This is a genomic window from Pandoraea communis, assembly GCF_902459745.1.
GTDB lineage: Bacteria > Pseudomonadota > Gammaproteobacteria > Burkholderiales > Burkholderiaceae > Pandoraea > Pandoraea communis.
The window spans coordinates 176,426-193,471 of sequence record NZ_CABPSJ010000004.1; the positions used below are offsets into that span (position 1 = coordinate 176,426).

General features: G+C 62.3%; 16 protein-coding genes and 1 tRNA gene. 10 read left to right on the forward strand and 7 right to left on the reverse strand.

Annotation, left to right across the window (positions count from 1 at the left end; translation table 11 throughout):
* Positions 1-102: 102 nt before the first annotated feature.
* From PCO31110_RS26050 to PCO31110_RS15460, 6 genes are all read right to left on the reverse strand, one after another.
* A complete protein-coding gene (locus PCO31110_RS26050; RefSeq protein ID WP_246189856.1) occupies positions 103-432 on the reverse strand; it encodes a Cof-type HAD-IIB family hydrolase in 330 nt (109 codons plus the stop codon).
* A 7-nt stretch (positions 433-439) separates the two neighbouring features.
* The gene (locus PCO31110_RS26055) at positions 440-727 is read right to left on the reverse strand and encodes an HAD family hydrolase (protein ID WP_246189857.1); all 288 of its coding nucleotides are present in this window, start codon (positions 725-727) and stop codon (positions 440-442) included.
* A gap of 193 nt (positions 728-920) precedes the next feature.
* Positions 921-997 (reverse strand) — tRNA-Met (locus PCO31110_RS15445).
* Positions 998-1,176: 179 nt separating this feature from the next.
* Positions 1,177-2,835: an MFS transporter gene (locus tag PCO31110_RS15450; RefSeq protein ID WP_150690811.1), complete on the reverse strand. Its 1,659-nt coding sequence runs from the start codon at positions 2,833-2,835 to the stop codon at positions 1,177-1,179.
* A 171-nt stretch (positions 2,836-3,006) separates the two neighbouring features.
* Positions 3,007-4,659 (reverse strand): sensor histidine kinase, encoded by a 1,653-nt coding sequence (locus PCO31110_RS15455; RefSeq protein ID WP_150690812.1) that lies wholly within the window; start codon positions 4,657-4,659, stop codon positions 3,007-3,009.
* A 50-nt stretch (positions 4,660-4,709) separates the two neighbouring features.
* The gene (locus tag PCO31110_RS15460; protein ID WP_010804053.1) at positions 4,710-5,402 is read right to left on the reverse strand and encodes a response regulator transcription factor; all 693 of its coding nucleotides are present in this window, start codon (positions 5,400-5,402) and stop codon (positions 4,710-4,712) included.
* 202 nt (positions 5,403-5,604) lie between these two features.
* Here PCO31110_RS15460 and recA point away from each other — a divergent pair, with 202 nt between their 5' ends.
* The 8 genes from recA to PCO31110_RS15500 all read left to right on the forward strand — a co-directional run bounded on the left by recA (position 5,605) and on the right by PCO31110_RS15500 (position 14,034).
* Positions 5,605-6,669: a recombinase RecA gene (gene recA / locus PCO31110_RS15465; protein ID WP_010804054.1), complete on the forward strand. Its 1,065-nt coding sequence runs from the start codon at positions 5,605-5,607 to the stop codon at positions 6,667-6,669.
* Between the two features lie 94 nt (positions 6,670-6,763).
* A complete protein-coding gene (gene recX, locus PCO31110_RS15470) occupies positions 6,764-7,309 on the forward strand; it encodes a recombination regulator RecX (protein ID WP_010804055.1) in 546 nt (181 codons plus the stop codon).
* A 309-nt stretch (positions 7,310-7,618) separates the two neighbouring features.
* Positions 7,619-8,305: a DUF2889 domain-containing protein gene (locus PCO31110_RS15475; RefSeq protein ID WP_150691036.1), complete on the forward strand. Its 687-nt coding sequence runs from the start codon at positions 7,619-7,621 to the stop codon at positions 8,303-8,305.
* Positions 8,302-9,468, forward strand: a complete 1,167-nt coding sequence (gene sucC, locus PCO31110_RS15480) for an ADP-forming succinate--CoA ligase subunit beta (protein WP_010804057.1) — start codon at positions 8,302-8,304, stop codon at positions 9,466-9,468. The genes PCO31110_RS15475 and sucC overlap by 4 nt, the downstream gene beginning before the upstream one ends.
* 84 nt (positions 9,469-9,552) lie before the next feature.
* Positions 9,553-10,434, forward strand: coding sequence for a succinate--CoA ligase subunit alpha (sucD, locus tag PCO31110_RS15485; RefSeq protein WP_010804058.1), 882 nt, complete (start codon positions 9,553-9,555; stop codon positions 10,432-10,434).
* A gap of 147 nt (positions 10,435-10,581) precedes the next feature.
* Positions 10,582-11,310: a TerC family protein gene (locus tag PCO31110_RS15490; RefSeq protein ID WP_150690813.1), complete on the forward strand. Its 729-nt coding sequence runs from the start codon at positions 10,582-10,584 to the stop codon at positions 11,308-11,310.
* A gap of 232 nt (positions 11,311-11,542) precedes the next feature.
* A complete protein-coding gene (locus tag PCO31110_RS15495; protein WP_010804060.1) occupies positions 11,543-12,061 on the forward strand; it encodes a pilin in 519 nt (172 codons plus the stop codon).
* 176 nt (positions 12,062-12,237) lie between these two features.
* Positions 12,238-14,034, forward strand: a complete 1,797-nt coding sequence (locus PCO31110_RS15500) for an O-antigen ligase family protein (protein ID WP_144265919.1) — start codon at positions 12,238-12,240, stop codon at positions 14,032-14,034.
* Positions 14,035-14,134: 100 nt separating this feature from the next.
* Here PCO31110_RS15500 and thiD read toward each other — a convergent pair whose 3' ends face one another.
* Positions 14,135-14,971 (reverse strand): bifunctional hydroxymethylpyrimidine kinase/phosphomethylpyrimidine kinase, encoded by an 837-nt coding sequence (gene thiD / locus PCO31110_RS15505; protein WP_036664477.1) that lies wholly within the window; start codon positions 14,969-14,971, stop codon positions 14,135-14,137.
* Positions 14,972-15,186: 215 nt separating this feature from the next.
* Here thiD and PCO31110_RS15510 point away from each other — a divergent pair, with 215 nt between their 5' ends.
* Both PCO31110_RS15510 and PCO31110_RS15515 read left to right on the forward strand, forming a co-directional pair.
* The gene (locus PCO31110_RS15510; RefSeq protein WP_006400971.1) at positions 15,187-15,357 is read left to right on the forward strand and encodes a rubredoxin; all 171 of its coding nucleotides are present in this window, start codon (positions 15,187-15,189) and stop codon (positions 15,355-15,357) included.
* Positions 15,358-15,550: 193 nt separating this feature from the next.
* The gene (locus PCO31110_RS15515) at positions 15,551-16,927 is read left to right on the forward strand and encodes a hypothetical protein (protein WP_150690814.1); all 1,377 of its coding nucleotides are present in this window, start codon (positions 15,551-15,553) and stop codon (positions 16,925-16,927) included.
* Positions 16,928-17,046: the final 119 nt, after the last annotated feature.

Below are 17,046 nucleotides of genomic sequence, written 5' to 3' on the forward strand. Positions count from 1 at the left end.
GCCATTCGAGAGGTTCGATCGATTGACGTCGACCGAGGTGAGTGAAGCGAGAAAAGCCAGTCGGTTGACTGGCTTTTCTTTAGGAGCAGCGCTTTTTTATGACTATCGGGAGGCAATTACGGCTTCGGCCGCTTCGATAAACCCTTGGCCGCCCGGGCCGGAAGTAATCCAGTTAGGCGGCACGGGAATGTGCGGCAGATATTCCTTCACGGTGCTCATGCCGACCGTATGTTTGAAGAATGCGAACATGGGGGCGTCGTTTGTCGAGTCGCCGGTGTACAGCACGGCGTCGCGGTCTTTTTCGATGTCGACACCGTAGGCTTCGGCCATGGCACGACGTGTCATCGACAGCTTGTCGTATCCGCCGAACCAGCCGAGAACCCAGAGATTATTGATCGTGGCGTCTGCGCCGGCGCGTTGCAGTTCGCGCACGATTTGCTCACCGGCTGAAGCATCCGCCGTGCCCATCGGGCGTACGCTGAAAGAAGATCCCGCCGTTCTCGCCGATCACACCGTCGACCGGCCACATGCGCGCCATTCGATCACACAAACCGGCGGGCGCGGCGGTGACAGGAATGACACGTATGCCTGCTTTCTGCAACCTCTCCAGCGCGCGATACGTATCGGCCGCGAGCCTGCCTCGATAGGTCAGCGTTTCGTCCATGTCGGTGAGGACGAACCGGACATCCTTGAACTCGCTCGGGGTGGCATCTGACAGGTGACGCATAACGTTCACGATCAGGGCGAGAGAAGGAGAGCCATTATGCAATCAATGACGAAATGACGCCGAGTGCGCGGGTGATAACGCGGAGGGGAGGGGGCACAGCGCTGATTCGGACCAAGCCCGGAGCGGAGAGTGTCAAGCAGTGCTGACGACAAACAAAAAAACGGCTTCCATCGCTGGAAGCCGTTCTTAAATTTGGTGGCGAATCAGGGACTCGAACCCCGGACCTGCGGATTATGATTCCGTCGCTCTAACCAACTGAGCTAATTCGCCGTAGAGGAAAGATTATAGGTAGGCCCCTATGGGCTGTCAACATTTTTTTGCGGGGCAATCAAAATAGCGCGAGACCGTCGTTGGGTGCGCCCCCGGAGCCGGCTGTGGAAATGACAACGCCGGAACCCGAAGGTCCCGGCGTTGACGATCCATCTCAACCTGACGGACAGGTCACCCCATCAATCGTTGGCGTAGATGTCGACGTCTTTGGTCTCCTTGATGAAGAGCATACCGATGACGAAGGTCACCAGCGCAATCACGATCGGGTACCAGAGGCCGGAGTAGATGTCGCCCTTGGCGGCCACGATGGCGAAGGCCGTGGCCGGAAGGAAGCCGCCGAACCAGCCGTTACCGATGTGATACGGCAGCGACATCGAGGTGTAGCGAATACGCGTCGGGAACATCTCCACCAGCATTGCGGCAATCGGACCGTACACCATCGTCACGAAGATCACGAGAATCGCCAGCAGGATCACGACCATCGGTTTGTTCATCTGCGCCGGGTCAGCCTTCGGCGGATAACCGTCAGCCTTGAGCGTGGCCGACATATCCGTCTCGAACGCCTTGGTCTTGTCCTTCGCGTCCACCGCCTTGCCGTCCACCGACTGGATCACCTTGTCGCCGATCTTCACCGTCGTCATCGTGCCCGCCGGAGCGGCTTCGTTCTGATAGTTCAAACCAGCGCGCGACAGGTAGCTCTTCGCGATATCGCACGAACTGGTGAACTTCGACGTGCCCACCGGGTTGAACTGGAACGAGCACTCGTTCGGATCGGCGATGACCGTGATCGGCGAGCGGGCGGTTGCGGCTTCGAGCGCCGGGTTGGCGTAGTGCGTAAGCGCCTTGAAGATCGGGAAATACAGCAGCGCTGCAAGCAGGCAGCCGGCCATGATGATCGGCTTGCGGCCGATCTTGTCCGACAGCGCGCCGAAGAACACGAAGAACGGACTGCCGATCAACAGACCCAACGCCACCATGATGTTCGCGGTGTTGCCGTCGACCTTGAGCACCTGCGTCATGAAGAACAGCGAGTAGAACTGGCCCGTGTACCACACGACCGCCTGACCCGCCGTCAGACCGACCAGCGCCAGAATCACGATCTTCAGGTTCTTCCATTCGCCGAACGATTCCCGCAGCGGTGCCTTCGATCCCCTGCCCTCTGCCTTCATGCGCTGGAACGCCGGCGATTCGTTCAGTTGCAGACGAATCCACAGCGAGACGAGCAGCAGCACGATCGACAACACGAACGGAACACGCCAGCCCCACTCGCCGAACGCTTCTTCGCCTATCGCCATGCGGGTGCCGAGAATCACGAGCAGCGAGAGGAACAGACCCAGCGTGGCCGTCGTCTGAATCCACGATGTGTAGAAGCCGCGACGACCGTGCGGGGCGTGCTCGGCCACATACGTGGCAGCACCACCGTACTCGCCGCCGAGGGCGAGGCCCTGCAGCAAACGCATCGAAATGAAGATGACCGGTGCGGCAATCCCCCACGACGCATAGCCCGGTAACAGGCCGACGACCAGCGTGGACAGACCCATCAATGTGATGGTGACGAGGAACGTGTACTTACGGCCAACCAGGTCACCGATGCGGCCGAACACAATGGCGCCGAACGGACGCACCGCGAAGCCCGCCGCAAACGACAGCAGCGTGAAGATGAATGCCGCAGTCGGATTGATGCCCGAGAAAAAGTGCCTGCTGATGAATGCGGCCAACGAACCGGCCAGATAAAAGTCGTACCACTCGAACACTGTGCCCAGCGACGACGCGAAGATGACCTTGCGTTCTTCTTTGGTCATCGGCGCATGCGTAGCGGCTGTCGTTGCAGTAGCCATGCGGTTGTCTCCTGTAATGTAAGCACGCCCCTGGATCGTGCCCGGGCCGTTGCAACTGATTATTGGAGTGCAACCTTACCGCCGTCTGACGCCAAACTGACTCGAACCTTACGCCGCTAGGGACTTACCCTCGACTTTGGCGGAAAATCGACCGCATTTCGCGTGTTTTCGTCACGCATGCGGGTTTTCGATAGGCGCGTCTGCGAGGGGCAATGTCACCCGAATGAGGGTGCCGGTTGCTTCGGGATGCTGCGCGTCGACATGGTCGAGCACGCTCACGTCGCCACGATGGATCTGCACGATCTCCCGCACGATGGCCAGCCCCAGGCCGCTGCCGTCGCTGTCGCTGCCGAGAATGCGATAGAAGCGCTCGAACACACGCGGACGCTCCGATGCCGGAATGCCCGGCCCGGTGTCTTCGACTTCAAGATGAACGAAGCCGTCTGACGCCTCATGCCTCAGGCGAACCGTCACCTTGCCGCCAGCCGGTGTGTAACGGATCGCATTGTCGATCAGGTTGTTGAGCAACTCGCGCAGCATCACCGGCTGACCCGACAGATGCACGGGAAACGGCGGCTCCTCGAAGCCGAGGTCGATCCGTTTGGCGAAGGCCGCCTGGAACCAGTCCTGCATGGCGCTACGGGCGAGCACGCTGAGGTCGACCGGCGTGAAGGCGGCGGCGTCGTTCGCGCTGTTCTCCGCACGGGCCAGCGCCAGCAACTGATTCACCAGACGCGCCGCCTGCTCCGAACTCACCGCGATCTGGGAGAGCGAGCGGCGTAATTCGTCAGGCGATGTCTGGCGCAAGGCGAGTTCTGCCTGCATGCGCAGCCCGGCCAGCGGTGTCTTGAGCTGGTGGGCGGCGTCAGCGATAAAGCGCTGCTGGAGTTTCATGTTCTGTTCGAGCCGTGCGAGCAGATCGTTGAGCGAACCGACGAGCGGCGCGATCTCCGGCGGTGCCTGGCGTGCTTCGAGTGGCGACAGATCGTCGGGGCGACGGGCGCGGATATGTTCCTGCAACGCATGCAGCGGTGCGAGACCGCGCGACAGGCCAAACCAGACGAGCACGATAGCCAATGGCAGGATCACGAACTGCGGCAGGATCACGCCCTTGATGATTTCGTTCGCCAGTTGACTGCGTTTGTCGAGCGTCTCCGCAACCTGTACGAGTGCCATGCTGCCCGGCGGCTCCATGCGGGGCAGATCGACGTAAGTGAATGCGACACGGATGTCGTTGCCGCCGACACTCTCGTCGCGAAACTGCACAACTCCCGGCTGCGGACGGTCGTCTTCATGCGGCAAGGGCAGTTCCGCTGTGCCGGCCACGAGCTCTCCCTTCGCGCCGAGTACCTGAAAGTAGACGTTGTCGGTGGTGTCGGCGCGCAGCAGATCGCGCGCCGGCATGGGCAGTGTCAGTGTGACTTGTCCGCGATCCGAGTGGACTTGCTGCGCGAGGACGTAGGTGTTGGTCTCGAGCGCCCTGTCGAATGGGCCATTGGCAATCGATTTCGCGACGAGATACGTGACGGCAATGCTCATCGGCCAGAGCAGGAGCAGCGGTGCGAGCATCCAGTCGAGGATCTCGCCGAAGAGCGAGCGTGGCGGGGGCTCGGCCTCATGCTCGAGCGGCGCGCCGAAGCCCGGACGCACGAATGGGTCGGCGTACGGATCGAACGGATCGGTGGCGTCGGCGGGCGAGGCGGGCGCGGCGGGCGCGGTGTAGCCGCGTCTTGCGGACGTGCCATGCGCCGTAGGCGGCGGGGAAGACGAGGCGTCCGGGTCCGCAGGGTTGGCGCGACGATGGTGGCGAAAGCTCAGACGCATCGGACGGGAAGACTAAAGAGGCTGGAACGGCTGACGCCGTATTCGGCGCACTAGGCCGCGTTCGCTGGCGTGGTGGCGGCCGGCTTCTCCAGACAATACCCCAACCCGCGGATCGTGGCGATGCGTACGCCGCTGGGCTCGATCTTCTTGCGCAGCCGGTGCATGTACACCTCGATGGCGTTGTTGCTCACCTCTTCCCCCCAGCCGCACAAATGGTCGACGAGCTGCTCCTTGGAGACGAGGCGGCCTGTGCGCAGCAGCAGGACTTCGAGCAATTCGAGTTCGCGGGCGGACAGGTCGAGCATCTGCTCATTAATATAGGCGGTGCGCCCGACTTGATCGAAACTGAGCGGGCCGTGACGGATGACCGTAGAGCCGCCGCCCGCACCACGCCGGGTCAATGCGCGCACGCGTGCTTCGAGTTCGGCCAGTGCGAAAGGCTTGGCCATGTAATCGTCTGCGCCGAGATCGAGACCCTTGACGCGGGCGTCGACGCTGTCGGACGCGGTCAGAATCAATACGGGCAAATGGGAATTACGGGCGCGCAGCCGGCGCAGGACTTCGTGACCGGGCAGACGAGGCAGGCCGAGGTCGAGAATCAGCAGGTCGAATGTCTGGGCAGACAGTGCAGAGTCGGCTTCAAGCCCTGTCTTGACGTGATCGACGGCGTAGCCCCCCTGGCGCAGCGAGCGGGTCAGGGCGTCAGCCAGAATGCTGTCATCCTCTGCGATGAGAATTCGCATGGGCGTGATAGCCTTGTATAGGCACCGGCGCCTGACGGCGGCGGTGTGTCTCCAGTGATGTTGCGGCGCGTGGTTCGCGGCTTTTTTTGTCGTTTCGGCGCTTTCGGACAACAGGCACTTGCAAAGAGCACTGTTTTTTTATACAGTACCAGCATTCAAGCCTCACTCGAGCCGTCTCGCTCATCATATCAAAGGACGATTCATGGAAGAAAGCAAGAAAGGGTCTGCCAATCTGTCGGCCGAGAAAGGCAAGGCGCTTGCCGCCGCCCTCGCGCAGATCGAAAAGCAATTCGGCAAGGGCTCGATCATGCGTCTGGGCGACGGCGAGGTCGAAGCAGATATCCAGGTCGTCTCGACGGGCTCGCTGGGTCTGGACATCGCGCTTGGCGTGGGTGGCCTGCCGCGCGGTCGCGTAATCGAAATTTACGGCCCGGAATCGTCGGGCAAGACCACGCTCACGCTGCAAGTCGTGGCGGAAATGCAGAAAATCGGCGGCACCTGCGCGTTCATCGACGCAGAGCACGCCCTCGATGTCGGATACGCCAACAAGCTGGGCGTCTCGGTGCCCGAACTGCTGATCTCGCAGCCGGACACAGGCGAACAGGCACTGGAAATCGCCGACGCTCTGGTGCGTTCGGGCTCGATCGACCTCATCATCATCGACTCGGTCGCGGCGCTGGTGCCGAAGGCCGAAATCGAAGGTGAGATGGGCGACTCGCTGCCGGGTCTGCAAGCCCGTTTGATGTCTCAGGCCCTGCGTAAGCTGACCGGTACCATCAAGCGTACGAACTGCACGGTGGTCTTCATCAACCAGATTCGTATGAAGATCGGTGTGATGTTCGGCAACCCGGAAACCACGACGGGCGGTAACGCGCTGAAGTTCTACTCGTCGGTGCGTCTGGACATTCGCCGCATCGGCTCGATCAAGAAGGGGGACGAGGTTGTCGGTAACGAGACCCGCGTCAAGGTCGTCAAGAATAAGGTCGCGCCGCCGTTCCGCGAAGCCATCTTCGACATCCTTTATGGTCAGGGGATCTCGCGCGAAGGCGAAATCATCGATCTGGGCGTGAATGCCAAGATCGTGGAGAAGGCTGGCGCCTGGTATAGCTACAACGGTGAAAAGATCGGCCAGGGCAAGGACAACGCACGCGAATTCCTGCGTGAAAATCCGGATATCGCTCACGAGATCGAAAACAAGGTGCGTGCATCGCTCGGCGTGACGGCGATCAACGAGACCGGCGAGATCGAAGAAGCAGGCGAGGCCTGATAACCCCGTTTCGGAACGGCAACGCGAAGCCACATGGCATCGCGTTGCCGTTTTTGCTTTCTAGCCCTTGCCTTGATTGCGCCACGATGACGTCATGATCAATCGCCGTCCTCCCCGAGACTCGAACGCACCGCCGCCCCCACCGGGCGACGAGGCTGTTTCGGTCAAGCGATCGCGCAAACCCGTGCTGAGCCTCAAGGCACGCGCGCTGTCCTATCTGGCGCGCCGCGAATATAGCCGGACGGAATTGCGTCGCAAGCTCGTGCCCTTTGCCGATGCCGAGGATCCCGAAGCGCTCGATCGTGTGCTCGACACGCTCGAGCAAGAGCGCTGGCTGTCCAACGAACGATTTGCGGAAAGCGTGGTGAACCGGCGCGCATCGCGCCTGGGTACGACTCGTATCGTCAACGAACTCAAGCAGCACCAGGTCGACGCCGAGACGGTCGCGGCGCTCACTGAGCAGTTGCGCGGTACGGAACTGGCGCGCGCCCGCGTCGTATGGCAGAAGAAGTTCGGCGAGGTCGCCACCACGCCTGAAGCGCGGGCTAAACAGATGCGCTTTCTCGCCTCACGGGGTTTTTCACGTACCGTTATCAGCAAAATTGTGCGTGGTGCCGATGAATTTTCGGACGACTTTTGACGCGCGTTCCATCGCTTTCCTGATAAATGCGTGGTCATTCATCGACGAAGTGCCAACGACAGCCAGCGGTTGGTAACCCGCATGAATGTTGGTGTGACGTAACAATGAATCTCGCGTGACACGTCGTGCCACAGTTATCGCGATATGGCGTTGCACCATGCGTTTGATCATCCCGCGATTTTGATAACCCGACCAATTGGTCGGGTAATTGCCCCTTATGCGACGGGCTTCTGCTGCGCTGCGGCAGAGGGCGCCGTGGCCTATGCTAGAATCAAGGTCTTTCTGCGTTCATGCATTGCACACTCTCGCATGCCGCTCTCTGAGCCCGCCCCTCGTAGTCTGCGTCACCGTCGCACGATCGCTGTCGAAGCGTATTCGCGCGAGGATGGCCTATGGGACATCGAAGCCCGTCTGACCGATCATAAGGATCGGGATTTCGCATTGGCGACCGGGCTTCGCAAGGAAGGCACGCCGATTCACGAGCTTTGGCTGCGTTTGACGATCGATGAGAATTTCGAGGTGCATGACGCGGAGGCCGTCTCCGACTGGGTGCCGTATCCGGGGATTTGCGATCAGATCGGCTCTGAATATCGTCAGTTGATCGGACTTAACCTGCGGCGCGGCTTCCGGCACGCGGTCCGCGAGCGCCTTGGCGGCGCGTCGGGCTGCACCCATCTGACAGAACTTTGCAGTGTCCTGCCGACGGCAGCGATTCAGGCCTTTGCCGGGGTGGTCATTGACACGCCCGATACGGCGCTCAAGACCGCCAACGATGCCGGTAATTCGGCACCTCCTTTCCAACTCGGACATTGTCACGCCTTGCGGTTTGATGGCGAGGCAGTGCGCCGGTTTTACCCGCGCTGGTTCAACGGCCGCGCAAACGATCGAGCGAACGAGCCCACGACGCCCGTCACAAAAGAAGCGGTGCGCGATGGCGCTTCGACTCGCGAGCTCGAACCCAAACTTCCAACTCAGCAAGAAGGGAATCACGCATGAAGATTCATGAGTATCAAGGCAAGGAAATCCTCCGAAAATTCGGAGTCGCGGTGCCCCGCGGCATTCCGGCGTTTTCCGTGGACGAGGCCGTGAAGGCAGCCGAGGAACTCGGCGGTCCGGTTTGGGTGGTCAAGGCCCAGATTCACGCAGGCGGTCGCGGTAAGGGCGGCGGCGTGAAGGTTGCCAAGTCGATCGAGCAAGTGCGCGAATACGCCAGCCAGATCCTCGGCATGCAACTGGTCACGCACCAGACCGGCCCGGAAGGTCAGAAGGTCAATCGCCTGCTGATCGAAGAAGGCGCCGACATCAAGAACGAACTGTACGTCAGCCTCGTGGTCGACCGTGTCTCGCAGAAGATTGTGATGATGGGTTCGAGCGAAGGCGGCATGGACATTGAAGAAGTTGCCGAAACGCACCCGGAACTGATTCACAAGGTCATCATTGAGCCGTCCGTGGGTCTGACCGACGCACAAGCCGACGATCTGGCCAAGAAGATCGGCGTCCCCGATGCTTCGATTCCGCAAGCCCGCACGATCCTGCAAGGTCTGTACAAGGCCTTCTGGGAAACCGACGCATCGCTGGCCGAAATCAACCCGCTGAACGTGAGCAGCAACGGCACGGTCACCGCCCTGGACGCCAAGTTCAACTTCGATTCGAACGCCCTGTTCCGTCATCCGGAAATCGTCGCCTACCGCGATCTGGACGAAGAAGATCCGGCTGAAGTCGAAGCCTCGAAGTTCGATCTGGCCTACATCTCGCTCGACGGCAACATCGGTTGTCTGGTGAACGGTGCCGGTCTGGCCATGGCCACGATGGACACCATCAAGCTGTTCGGCGGCGAGCCGGCGAACTTCTTGGACGTGGGCGGTGGCGCCACGACCGAGAAGGTCACCGAAGCGTTCAAGATCATGCTGAAGAACCCGAACCTGACCGCCATTCTGGTCAACATCTTCGGCGGCATCATGCGTTGCGATGTGATCGCCGAAGGCGTGATCGCAGCGTCGAAGGCCGTCTCGCTGAAGGTGCCGCTGGTCGTGCGCATGAAGGGCACGAACGAGGACCTGGGCAAGAAGATGCTCGCCGAATCCGGCCTGCCGATCATCTCTGCGGACAGCATGGAAGAAGCTGCCCAGAAGGTTGTCGCGGCTGCCGCAGGCAAGTAACCAGAACAGTCGAAGCCGCAGCGGCGTGCCGCCCCGAGGGGCTGTGCGAATGCTGCCCGGCAACCGGATGAAGGAAATCAAGCAATGTCGATTCTGATCAACAAAGATACTAAGGTCATCACCCAGGGTATCACTGGCAAAACCGGCCAGTTCCATACCCGCATGTGCCGCGAATACGCGAACGGCAAGAACGCGTTCGTCGCTGGCGTGAACCCGAAGAAGGCTGGCGAAGACTTCGAGGGCATTCCCATTTTCGGTTCGGTCAAGGACGCCAAGGCGCAGACCGGCGCAACCGTGTCGGTGATCTACGTGCCGCCCGCAGGCGCTGCTGCCGCCATCTGGGAAGCCGTTGAAGCCGACCTGGATCTGGCGATCTGTATCACGGAAGGTATCCCCGTTCGTGACATGATCGAAGTGAAGGACCGTATGCGTCGCGAAGGTCGCAAGACCCTGCTGCTCGGCCCGAACTGCCCGGGCGTGATCACGCCGGACGAACTGAAGATCGGCATCATGCCGGGTCACATCCACAAGAAGGGTCGCATCGGCGTGGTGTCGCGCTCGGGTACCCTGACGTACGAAGCCGTGGGCCAGCTGACCGCCCTGGGTCTGGGCCAGTCGACCGCTGTCGGTATCGGTGGCGACCCGATCAACGGTCTGAAGCACATCGACGTCATGCAGATGTTCAACGACGATCCGGATACGGACGCCGTGATCATGATCGGTGAAATCGGTGGCCCGGACGAAGCGACGGCCGCCGAGTGGATCAAGGGCAACATGAAGAAGCCAGTCGTTGGCTTCATCGCAGGCGTGACTGCGCCCCCGGGCAAGCGCATGGGCCACGCCGGCGCGCTGATCTCGGGCGGTGCCGATACGGCCGAAGCCAAGCTGGAAATCATGGACGCCTGCGGTATCAAGGTGACCCGTAATCCGTCGGAAATGGGCCGCCTGCTCAAGGCTGCGCTGTAATTCCCGCCGGATGACCGCGTGACGGCCGCCCGAACCGGCGGCTGTGCAATCGGTCAGTAAAGAGGGAGCCCAGAGCATCGGGCTCCCTCTTTTGTCATTGCTTCTCTCAAATCATTCGTTTCATTCGTTCCCGAGGAAATTCCCGCCATGCTTGCGTTTTTTGCCGAGCTGAACTGGGCCGCGGTCCTGCAGATCATCATGATCGACATCCTGCTGGGTGGCGACAATGCCGTGGTGATTGCGCTCGCCTGCCGCAACCTGCCGGCCAAACAACGTTTGCAGGGGGTGATGTGGGGGACGGTGGGCGCAATCGTGCTGCGCGTGATTCTGATCGCGTTCGCCGTGACACTGCTCGCGGTGCCGTATCTCAAGGCGCTGGGCGGGCTGCTACTGCTCTGGATCGGTATCAAGCTGCTGGTGCCCGATCAGGACGCCCACGACAGCGTGAAACCGGCCGACAAGCTCTGGACCGCCGTCAAGACCATCATCGTGGCCGATCTGGTGATGAGCGTCGATAACGTGATCGCGATTGCCGGAGCGGCAGAGGGCGCCGCCGATCACCATCAATTGCCGCTCGTGATCTTCGGCCTGCTCGTGAGCATCCCACTGATCGTCTGGGGTTCGCAACTGGTGCTCAAGGCACTCGACCGCTTTCCGTTCATCGTCATCGCCGGTGCCGCACTGCTGGGTTGGATTGCCGGCGGTCTGATCGCCTCCGATCCGGGCGTCGGACACCTGCTGCATCTGCCGGGGGCCGCAGCCGAATACACGCATTACGTGGCGTCCGGCATTGGTGCTGCGCTGGTCGTGGTGGTCGGACTCGTACTCAAGCGACGTAGCGAGGCACGTCAATTGCGTGCAACCTCTTCGAAATAATCGAGTCCATTGGGCACAGACCGTTGCTCTCGATTGACGGCGGATTGTCCGGGAGAGTCGCTCCCCGATCGGACGAATCGTCCTGGCTCAGGCTAGGATGATTCTCCCTACCCGTACGGCTCCGCCCGATTTTGATCTGCGGCAGGGCGCTTGCCGTTGGGGCTGTGGCATACTCCGCCCACTTCCCCCCGATGTCCCTTTTGTTTTCATTGCTTTCGCAGGGAGTTACACAATGCGTCGTTTCGGCCACCGGACCACCGGTATCGCCAAGTCTCGGGGTTTCACCCTGATCGAGCTGATGATCGTGCTGGCGATCATCGGCGTGTTGGTCACGGCAGGGGTTCCGTATCTGCAGAACTATCTGGTGCGCGCACGCGTGGTCGAAGGGTTGGGGGTTGCGGCCTCGGCCAAGGCACTCGTGAGCGAGAACGCCATGCATGGTGCGCCGTTCAATAGCGGCTGGCAGGCACCGAGCGCGACCGATAACGTGAACTCGGTGAGCATCGACGCCGTGAGCGGTAACGTGACGATCGCTTACACGCAACGCGCGGGCGACGGTGCCATCGTGCTGGTGCCCACGAGCGCGGGTGCCGACGGTGCGCCCAAGGCACTGACGGCGGGCAAGGCGCCCGAAGGTCAGATCGTATGGACGTGTTACGCACAAGGCCGTGAGGGCGCGCCGAACGGTGCGACGTTGCCGGCCAAAATGGCACCGCCGGAGTGCCGCGGCACTGCGTCCAAGGGGGCCTGAATCCGATTCGCAGGCGGTCGTGGCGCGTCACCCATGGTTATGCGCCAGACCGTCTGAGGCGACGGATTCTTTGACGGCGTATTCGCGCGCGTCAGGCATGAAATGGCCGCCCCCGGGGCGGCCATTTTTCGTTATGCTTGCGCATCTTCCAACCGGTGCATTGCACGGCGGCGATCTTGTTTCCTCCTTTGCTTCTCTCGATGATCGGGCTCACGGTAGCCCTGATCTGGGCCTTGCCCTATAACCTCGTCAAGCACTCATACCCGATTTCCACGTTCTATTCGGAAGCGTTGACGTTTTCGCTCTTCGGCGTACTCGGTTTGCTCGCAATGATTGCCGCGTGGCAACGCGACGCTCGGGTGCTACGCATGCCGCGCGTCACCTGGACGCCGCTTGCGTTCGTGGCGGTCATTCTTGTGCAACGTGCCACGATGCCGACCGAGCTGCCGCAACTCATGATGACGGCGTTGCTCTACGGCGTGGCCATGATCGTGGCGGTAAGTGCAGGCTTCTGGCTCGCGCAACTTGGCTGGCGCAACGTACTGATGCGATGGAGTGCCGTGGCGCTCACGCTCGGCGGGCTGTATGCGGTGGGTGCACAGGTTCTGCAGGCCTTCCATCTGGAAGGCAACGTGCCCTGGCTGGTGGCCAAGTACTCCGTGACGGTCGCCCGGCGACTGTTCGGCAATATGTACCAGCCGAATCACCTGGCGACGTATTTGTCGCTCGCCAACGCGGGCGCCTTCTATCTCTGGTATCAACGCAAACTGCCCGCCTGGTTCTGGCTGGCTGCGTGCGCCGCGTTCGATATCGGCATCTGTCTGACCGGGTCGCGCACGCCGTGGCTGCAACTGGCGCTGCTGTCGGCATCGGGCTTGTGGCTCGTGTGGATGGAGCGTGCCGAGCCCACGCGCAACATGCGCCGCTCGATGCGATGGTTCGTGCCGGCCGCGATCCTGCCCTTGCTCGCGCTGATGACGATGTTCGTCGGCTGGGCAAATGTGGCCTGGGGATTGCAACTTGACGGCAGTGCGGTGGCCCGCATGCAGCAGGCGGGGCAAGTGACGGGGCGCCTGAACCTGTGGGAGTACGGTCTGGCGATCTTCCGCGAGCACTGGTGGTCGGGGGCGGGGTGGTCGAATTACATCGACGCGCAGTTCGCGCTGGTCGATAAGCTCGGTCCGGTCGAGATGGCCGACAACGCCCACAACGTGTTGCTCGACTTGCTCGCGAAGACCGGCATCATCGGCACGCTGGCGATCCTGGTACCGCTGGCGTTCTGGTTCGTGCGCGCCGTGCGCGGCATCAAAACGCCACCGATCGCGCTTGCGTTCGTTCTGCTCGGCATGCTTGCCGTGCACGCGATGCTGGAGTATCCGCAACACTATGCGTTCTTCCTGCTGCCCGCCATGTTCCTGCTCGGTTTTTGCGAGACGAAGCAGATCGACAGCGTGTCGCCGACCGCGACCGGTGCCGTCAACGGCGTGATTCTGCTATTTGCGTGCGTAGCGATTCCCTGGCTTTATCACGACTATCAGCGCGTCGAGGTGGCGTATCGCGCCGGCAAGATCGACACGTATCGCACCGATCCCGCGCTTTTCTTCGCGCCGTATGGTGACTACGCAGTCACAGGGGCCTTGTTCCTGAGCCGCGATCAGCTCGACGAAAAGCTGGCCGCGCATCGCGAAGCATTGGCGCTGGGTGCCGGACCGACGATGATCAAGCGTTACATCGTGCTGCTCGCCCTCGCAGGACGCGACGACGAAGCGCTGGAAGATATTCGCCGTCTGAAGAACTACAATTCGGCGATTTTCGAAGGTCAATACGCCTCACTGGTCCGCATGTTGCGGGCTCAGGGCGATGATTTGGCGCCTTTCGTCAAACGGGTGATCGAGGCGTGGGGCCGTCCGAAGGGGGATGCGGACGACGACGCGATGGTGTCTCCGCAAGGGAAGTCGCGCCAGGTGTCGTAGTCACATCGATGACGCGCCGGCTTCGGCCGTAAAGAGAAACGCCCGCGACATTCGCGGGCGTTTTGCTTTCCGGTATTTCCCATCATTTTCCATCGAAGGCTCAGGCTTCGGGGGCGTCGCTCTCCTGATCGGTCTCTTCACTGCGAGCCCAGAAGAAGCGATCGGGGAAATGGCGCCCCATGCCCGGACGGAACGCATTCTCCAGCACCTGCTGCAAATACTCCTGTGCTTCGCGTACCGCCTCGGGCACGGCAAGGCCGTTAGCGAGCATTGCGGTGACGGCGGCCGCCAGCGTGTCGATGGCGCCGGCCACGTTATGGGGCGGACGGTCCCAGGCGTCTTCGCGCACGACGCCGCCGTCGGCATAGAGCGTGTGCGTGAATTGCGGCGCGTTGCTGTCGCTCACCAGCACGAACTCGCAGCCGTTCTCCAGCAGGATGGAGACCGCTTCATCGAGCGAAAGATTCTCGTTTTCCGTGACGGTCTGCGCCAGGGCAATGGCGCTGGCCGGGCTCACGACAAGCACACTGGCCTGCGGCACGAGGAGGTTGGCTGTGGCTTCACGCAATTCGTCGGCCGAGAGCAGATGCTCCCCTGCCAATCCGAAATCGGGCGCCACAACGAGGGGTGTCTCGTCGTAATCGGCCACGATTTCGGCGATGGCCGCGACGTTTTCTGCGTTGACGGCGCTTCCGACCTTGAAGGCGGCGACGGGCATGTCTTCGAGCAGCATGCGCGCCTGGTCGGCGATCCAGTCCGGATCGATCGGTTGCACTTCATCGCAAGTGCGTGAGTCCTGGGAGGAGTAACCGGTGAGCACCGACACGCCATAACCGCCCATGCTGGCGAAGGTGAGCAGGTCGGCCTGCACGCCGGTTGCCGAAGTGGGATCGGAGAGTCCGAAGGTCAGGAGAATAGGAGGGGATTCAGTGTGCATGGAGGCAGGATAGACGGCGATCTGGTCAGGCTTTGGGTTCGTTGGTACCATCACGCCTTAAATGCCCGTTTCGGAGCGCTGAAAAGCGCCGTGGGCACCACCTGTCCGGACAATGCACCGGCCAAGGTTCCCACAACACCGCACGGCATCTCTGCCGGCGGGGCCCGAAGCGGTTGACAAGCCATTGTAACGGAACGCTCGTCGCTGAAGAAAGAATGGAATACAAGAGCTGGATGTGCCTCATTTGCGGTTGGATTTACGACGAAGAGGCAGGTTTGCCCGACGAGGGTATTGCGCCCGGTACCCGCTGGGAAGACGTGCCCATCAACTGGACCTGCCCCGAGTGCGGAGCGCGCAAGGAAGACTTCGAGATGGTGCAGATCTGAGGCTGGGCGGCTCGGCCGCCTGTTTCTCCTAGATCCCCGCGCGTTTGCCGCGTTCTCCGATGTCTCCGAGTCCCTTTAAGCCGTCTGTACGGCACTGTGCTCGACGATTCGCCCGGCCATCGGCCGGGCCGGTGGCGCGGCGGACTTCCCGCCCGAATTCACGAAGACCGGCCGCATGGCCAGGAGATGGCCCATGGTGACGCCGCAAACGCCTTCCGACACCACCATCAACGCCCCCGGCGCGTCCGCGCGTGAGGCGCGTGACACGACCCCCTTGTGGCGTTTGCCCGAGGTGGCGCAAGCGCTGACCGAAGCGTCCGACGCCTGGTCGAACGGCCCGGCCGCTGCGCTCGGACCGTTGCGACGAGCCAACCGTCTGCTCCAGTCGAGCGGCCACGCCGATTGGTCGCTGCACGGCGAGCGCCTTGTTCAGGCGATTGCCGAGGCGGCGTATGGGCAACCGGGCAGTCAGGACGCGCAGCGCAACGCGCTGCGCCAGTTCGAGCGCGACATCTGGCAGGCGGGGGCCGCTCCGGCTGCCGCGCCCGCATCGACAGACACCGCTGCCGCTTCCGAAAGCTGGTCCGGTGCGCCATCGCTGGGCGAGCTTCGGATGGCCGGATGGGCGATTGCGCACCCGCGCCTGCACGGACTGCCCGCCGGTACGGCGCCGTTGCGCGCCGACGTCGAGCGAGTCCTGTTGCGTCTGTTGCGTCCCGATGCAGATGCGACCGACACCACGGCGGCGCTGGCGCAACTGGCCGATCTCGCTGCCGATCTCCACCGAGCCGGCGCGACGGCACCGCTCGATTACTGGCGTCTGGCCGCGGCGTGGCTGCGGTTCGCGCGTGCCCCGCTGAGTCTGGCCGACAAACGCCAGATCGGGCGGATGAATCTGGCGCTGCGCAAGCAACTGACTCGCCCCAGTGGGCCGGGGGACGCGACGCCAGCGTCTGCAACGGCCGGCGGGGGCGGGAAGGGAGCCAACGAGGTGGTGCCCGGACACGATCTGCTCGAAGCGCTTGCGACGTGGCATGCGCAGGCGCCAGATAGCTGGCTGGGCACGCTGCTGGCCGACTTCGGCGTGCTGCGCCGCTCCGGCCGTCTGCCTGAACCCTTGGCCGACGCCGTACAAGCGGCGCAGAAGCAGGGCGCGGGCAGCAGTTCGCGCGACTGGTTGCGCATTGGTCCGTTGGCGGTACGGCAGGACGTTTGCCAGACGTTCCTCAGCCTCGCCGATGAGGCGCTTCCGAATTTGAACGATCCGGCAGTGGCCGCGAAGGTCGCGGAATACTCCGCAGCGATCGGACTGGCGCCTGTCGCGCGGCTCGCGGCGGCGGTGGCCGCGACGGGCGAGCGACTCGCGGTCTCGCCGCCTGCGGAGCCGGGCGGTCCGGCGGCGCTGGCGATGACCGTCAAGGCGTTGCGCGGCATGCTTCATCAGTTCGCGGCCGACACGTATCCGGAATCGCGCCCGGATCTGATTGCCGACATGGCAATGTGGCGGGAGCGTGCGCTGGATGCCAGTGTATTCGGGCAGCGGCTCGTCACCGCGCGCGACGTTCCGTGATAAAGTCGGCGCAAAGGTCGCCTTTGGCGGCCGATCGCCGTACCACGATGCGGAAAATGTTCGTCCGCTGACCGGCCGCAGGCAGGTGCTGCGAGCCCGCGCGGGAGCCATGTCCCCGC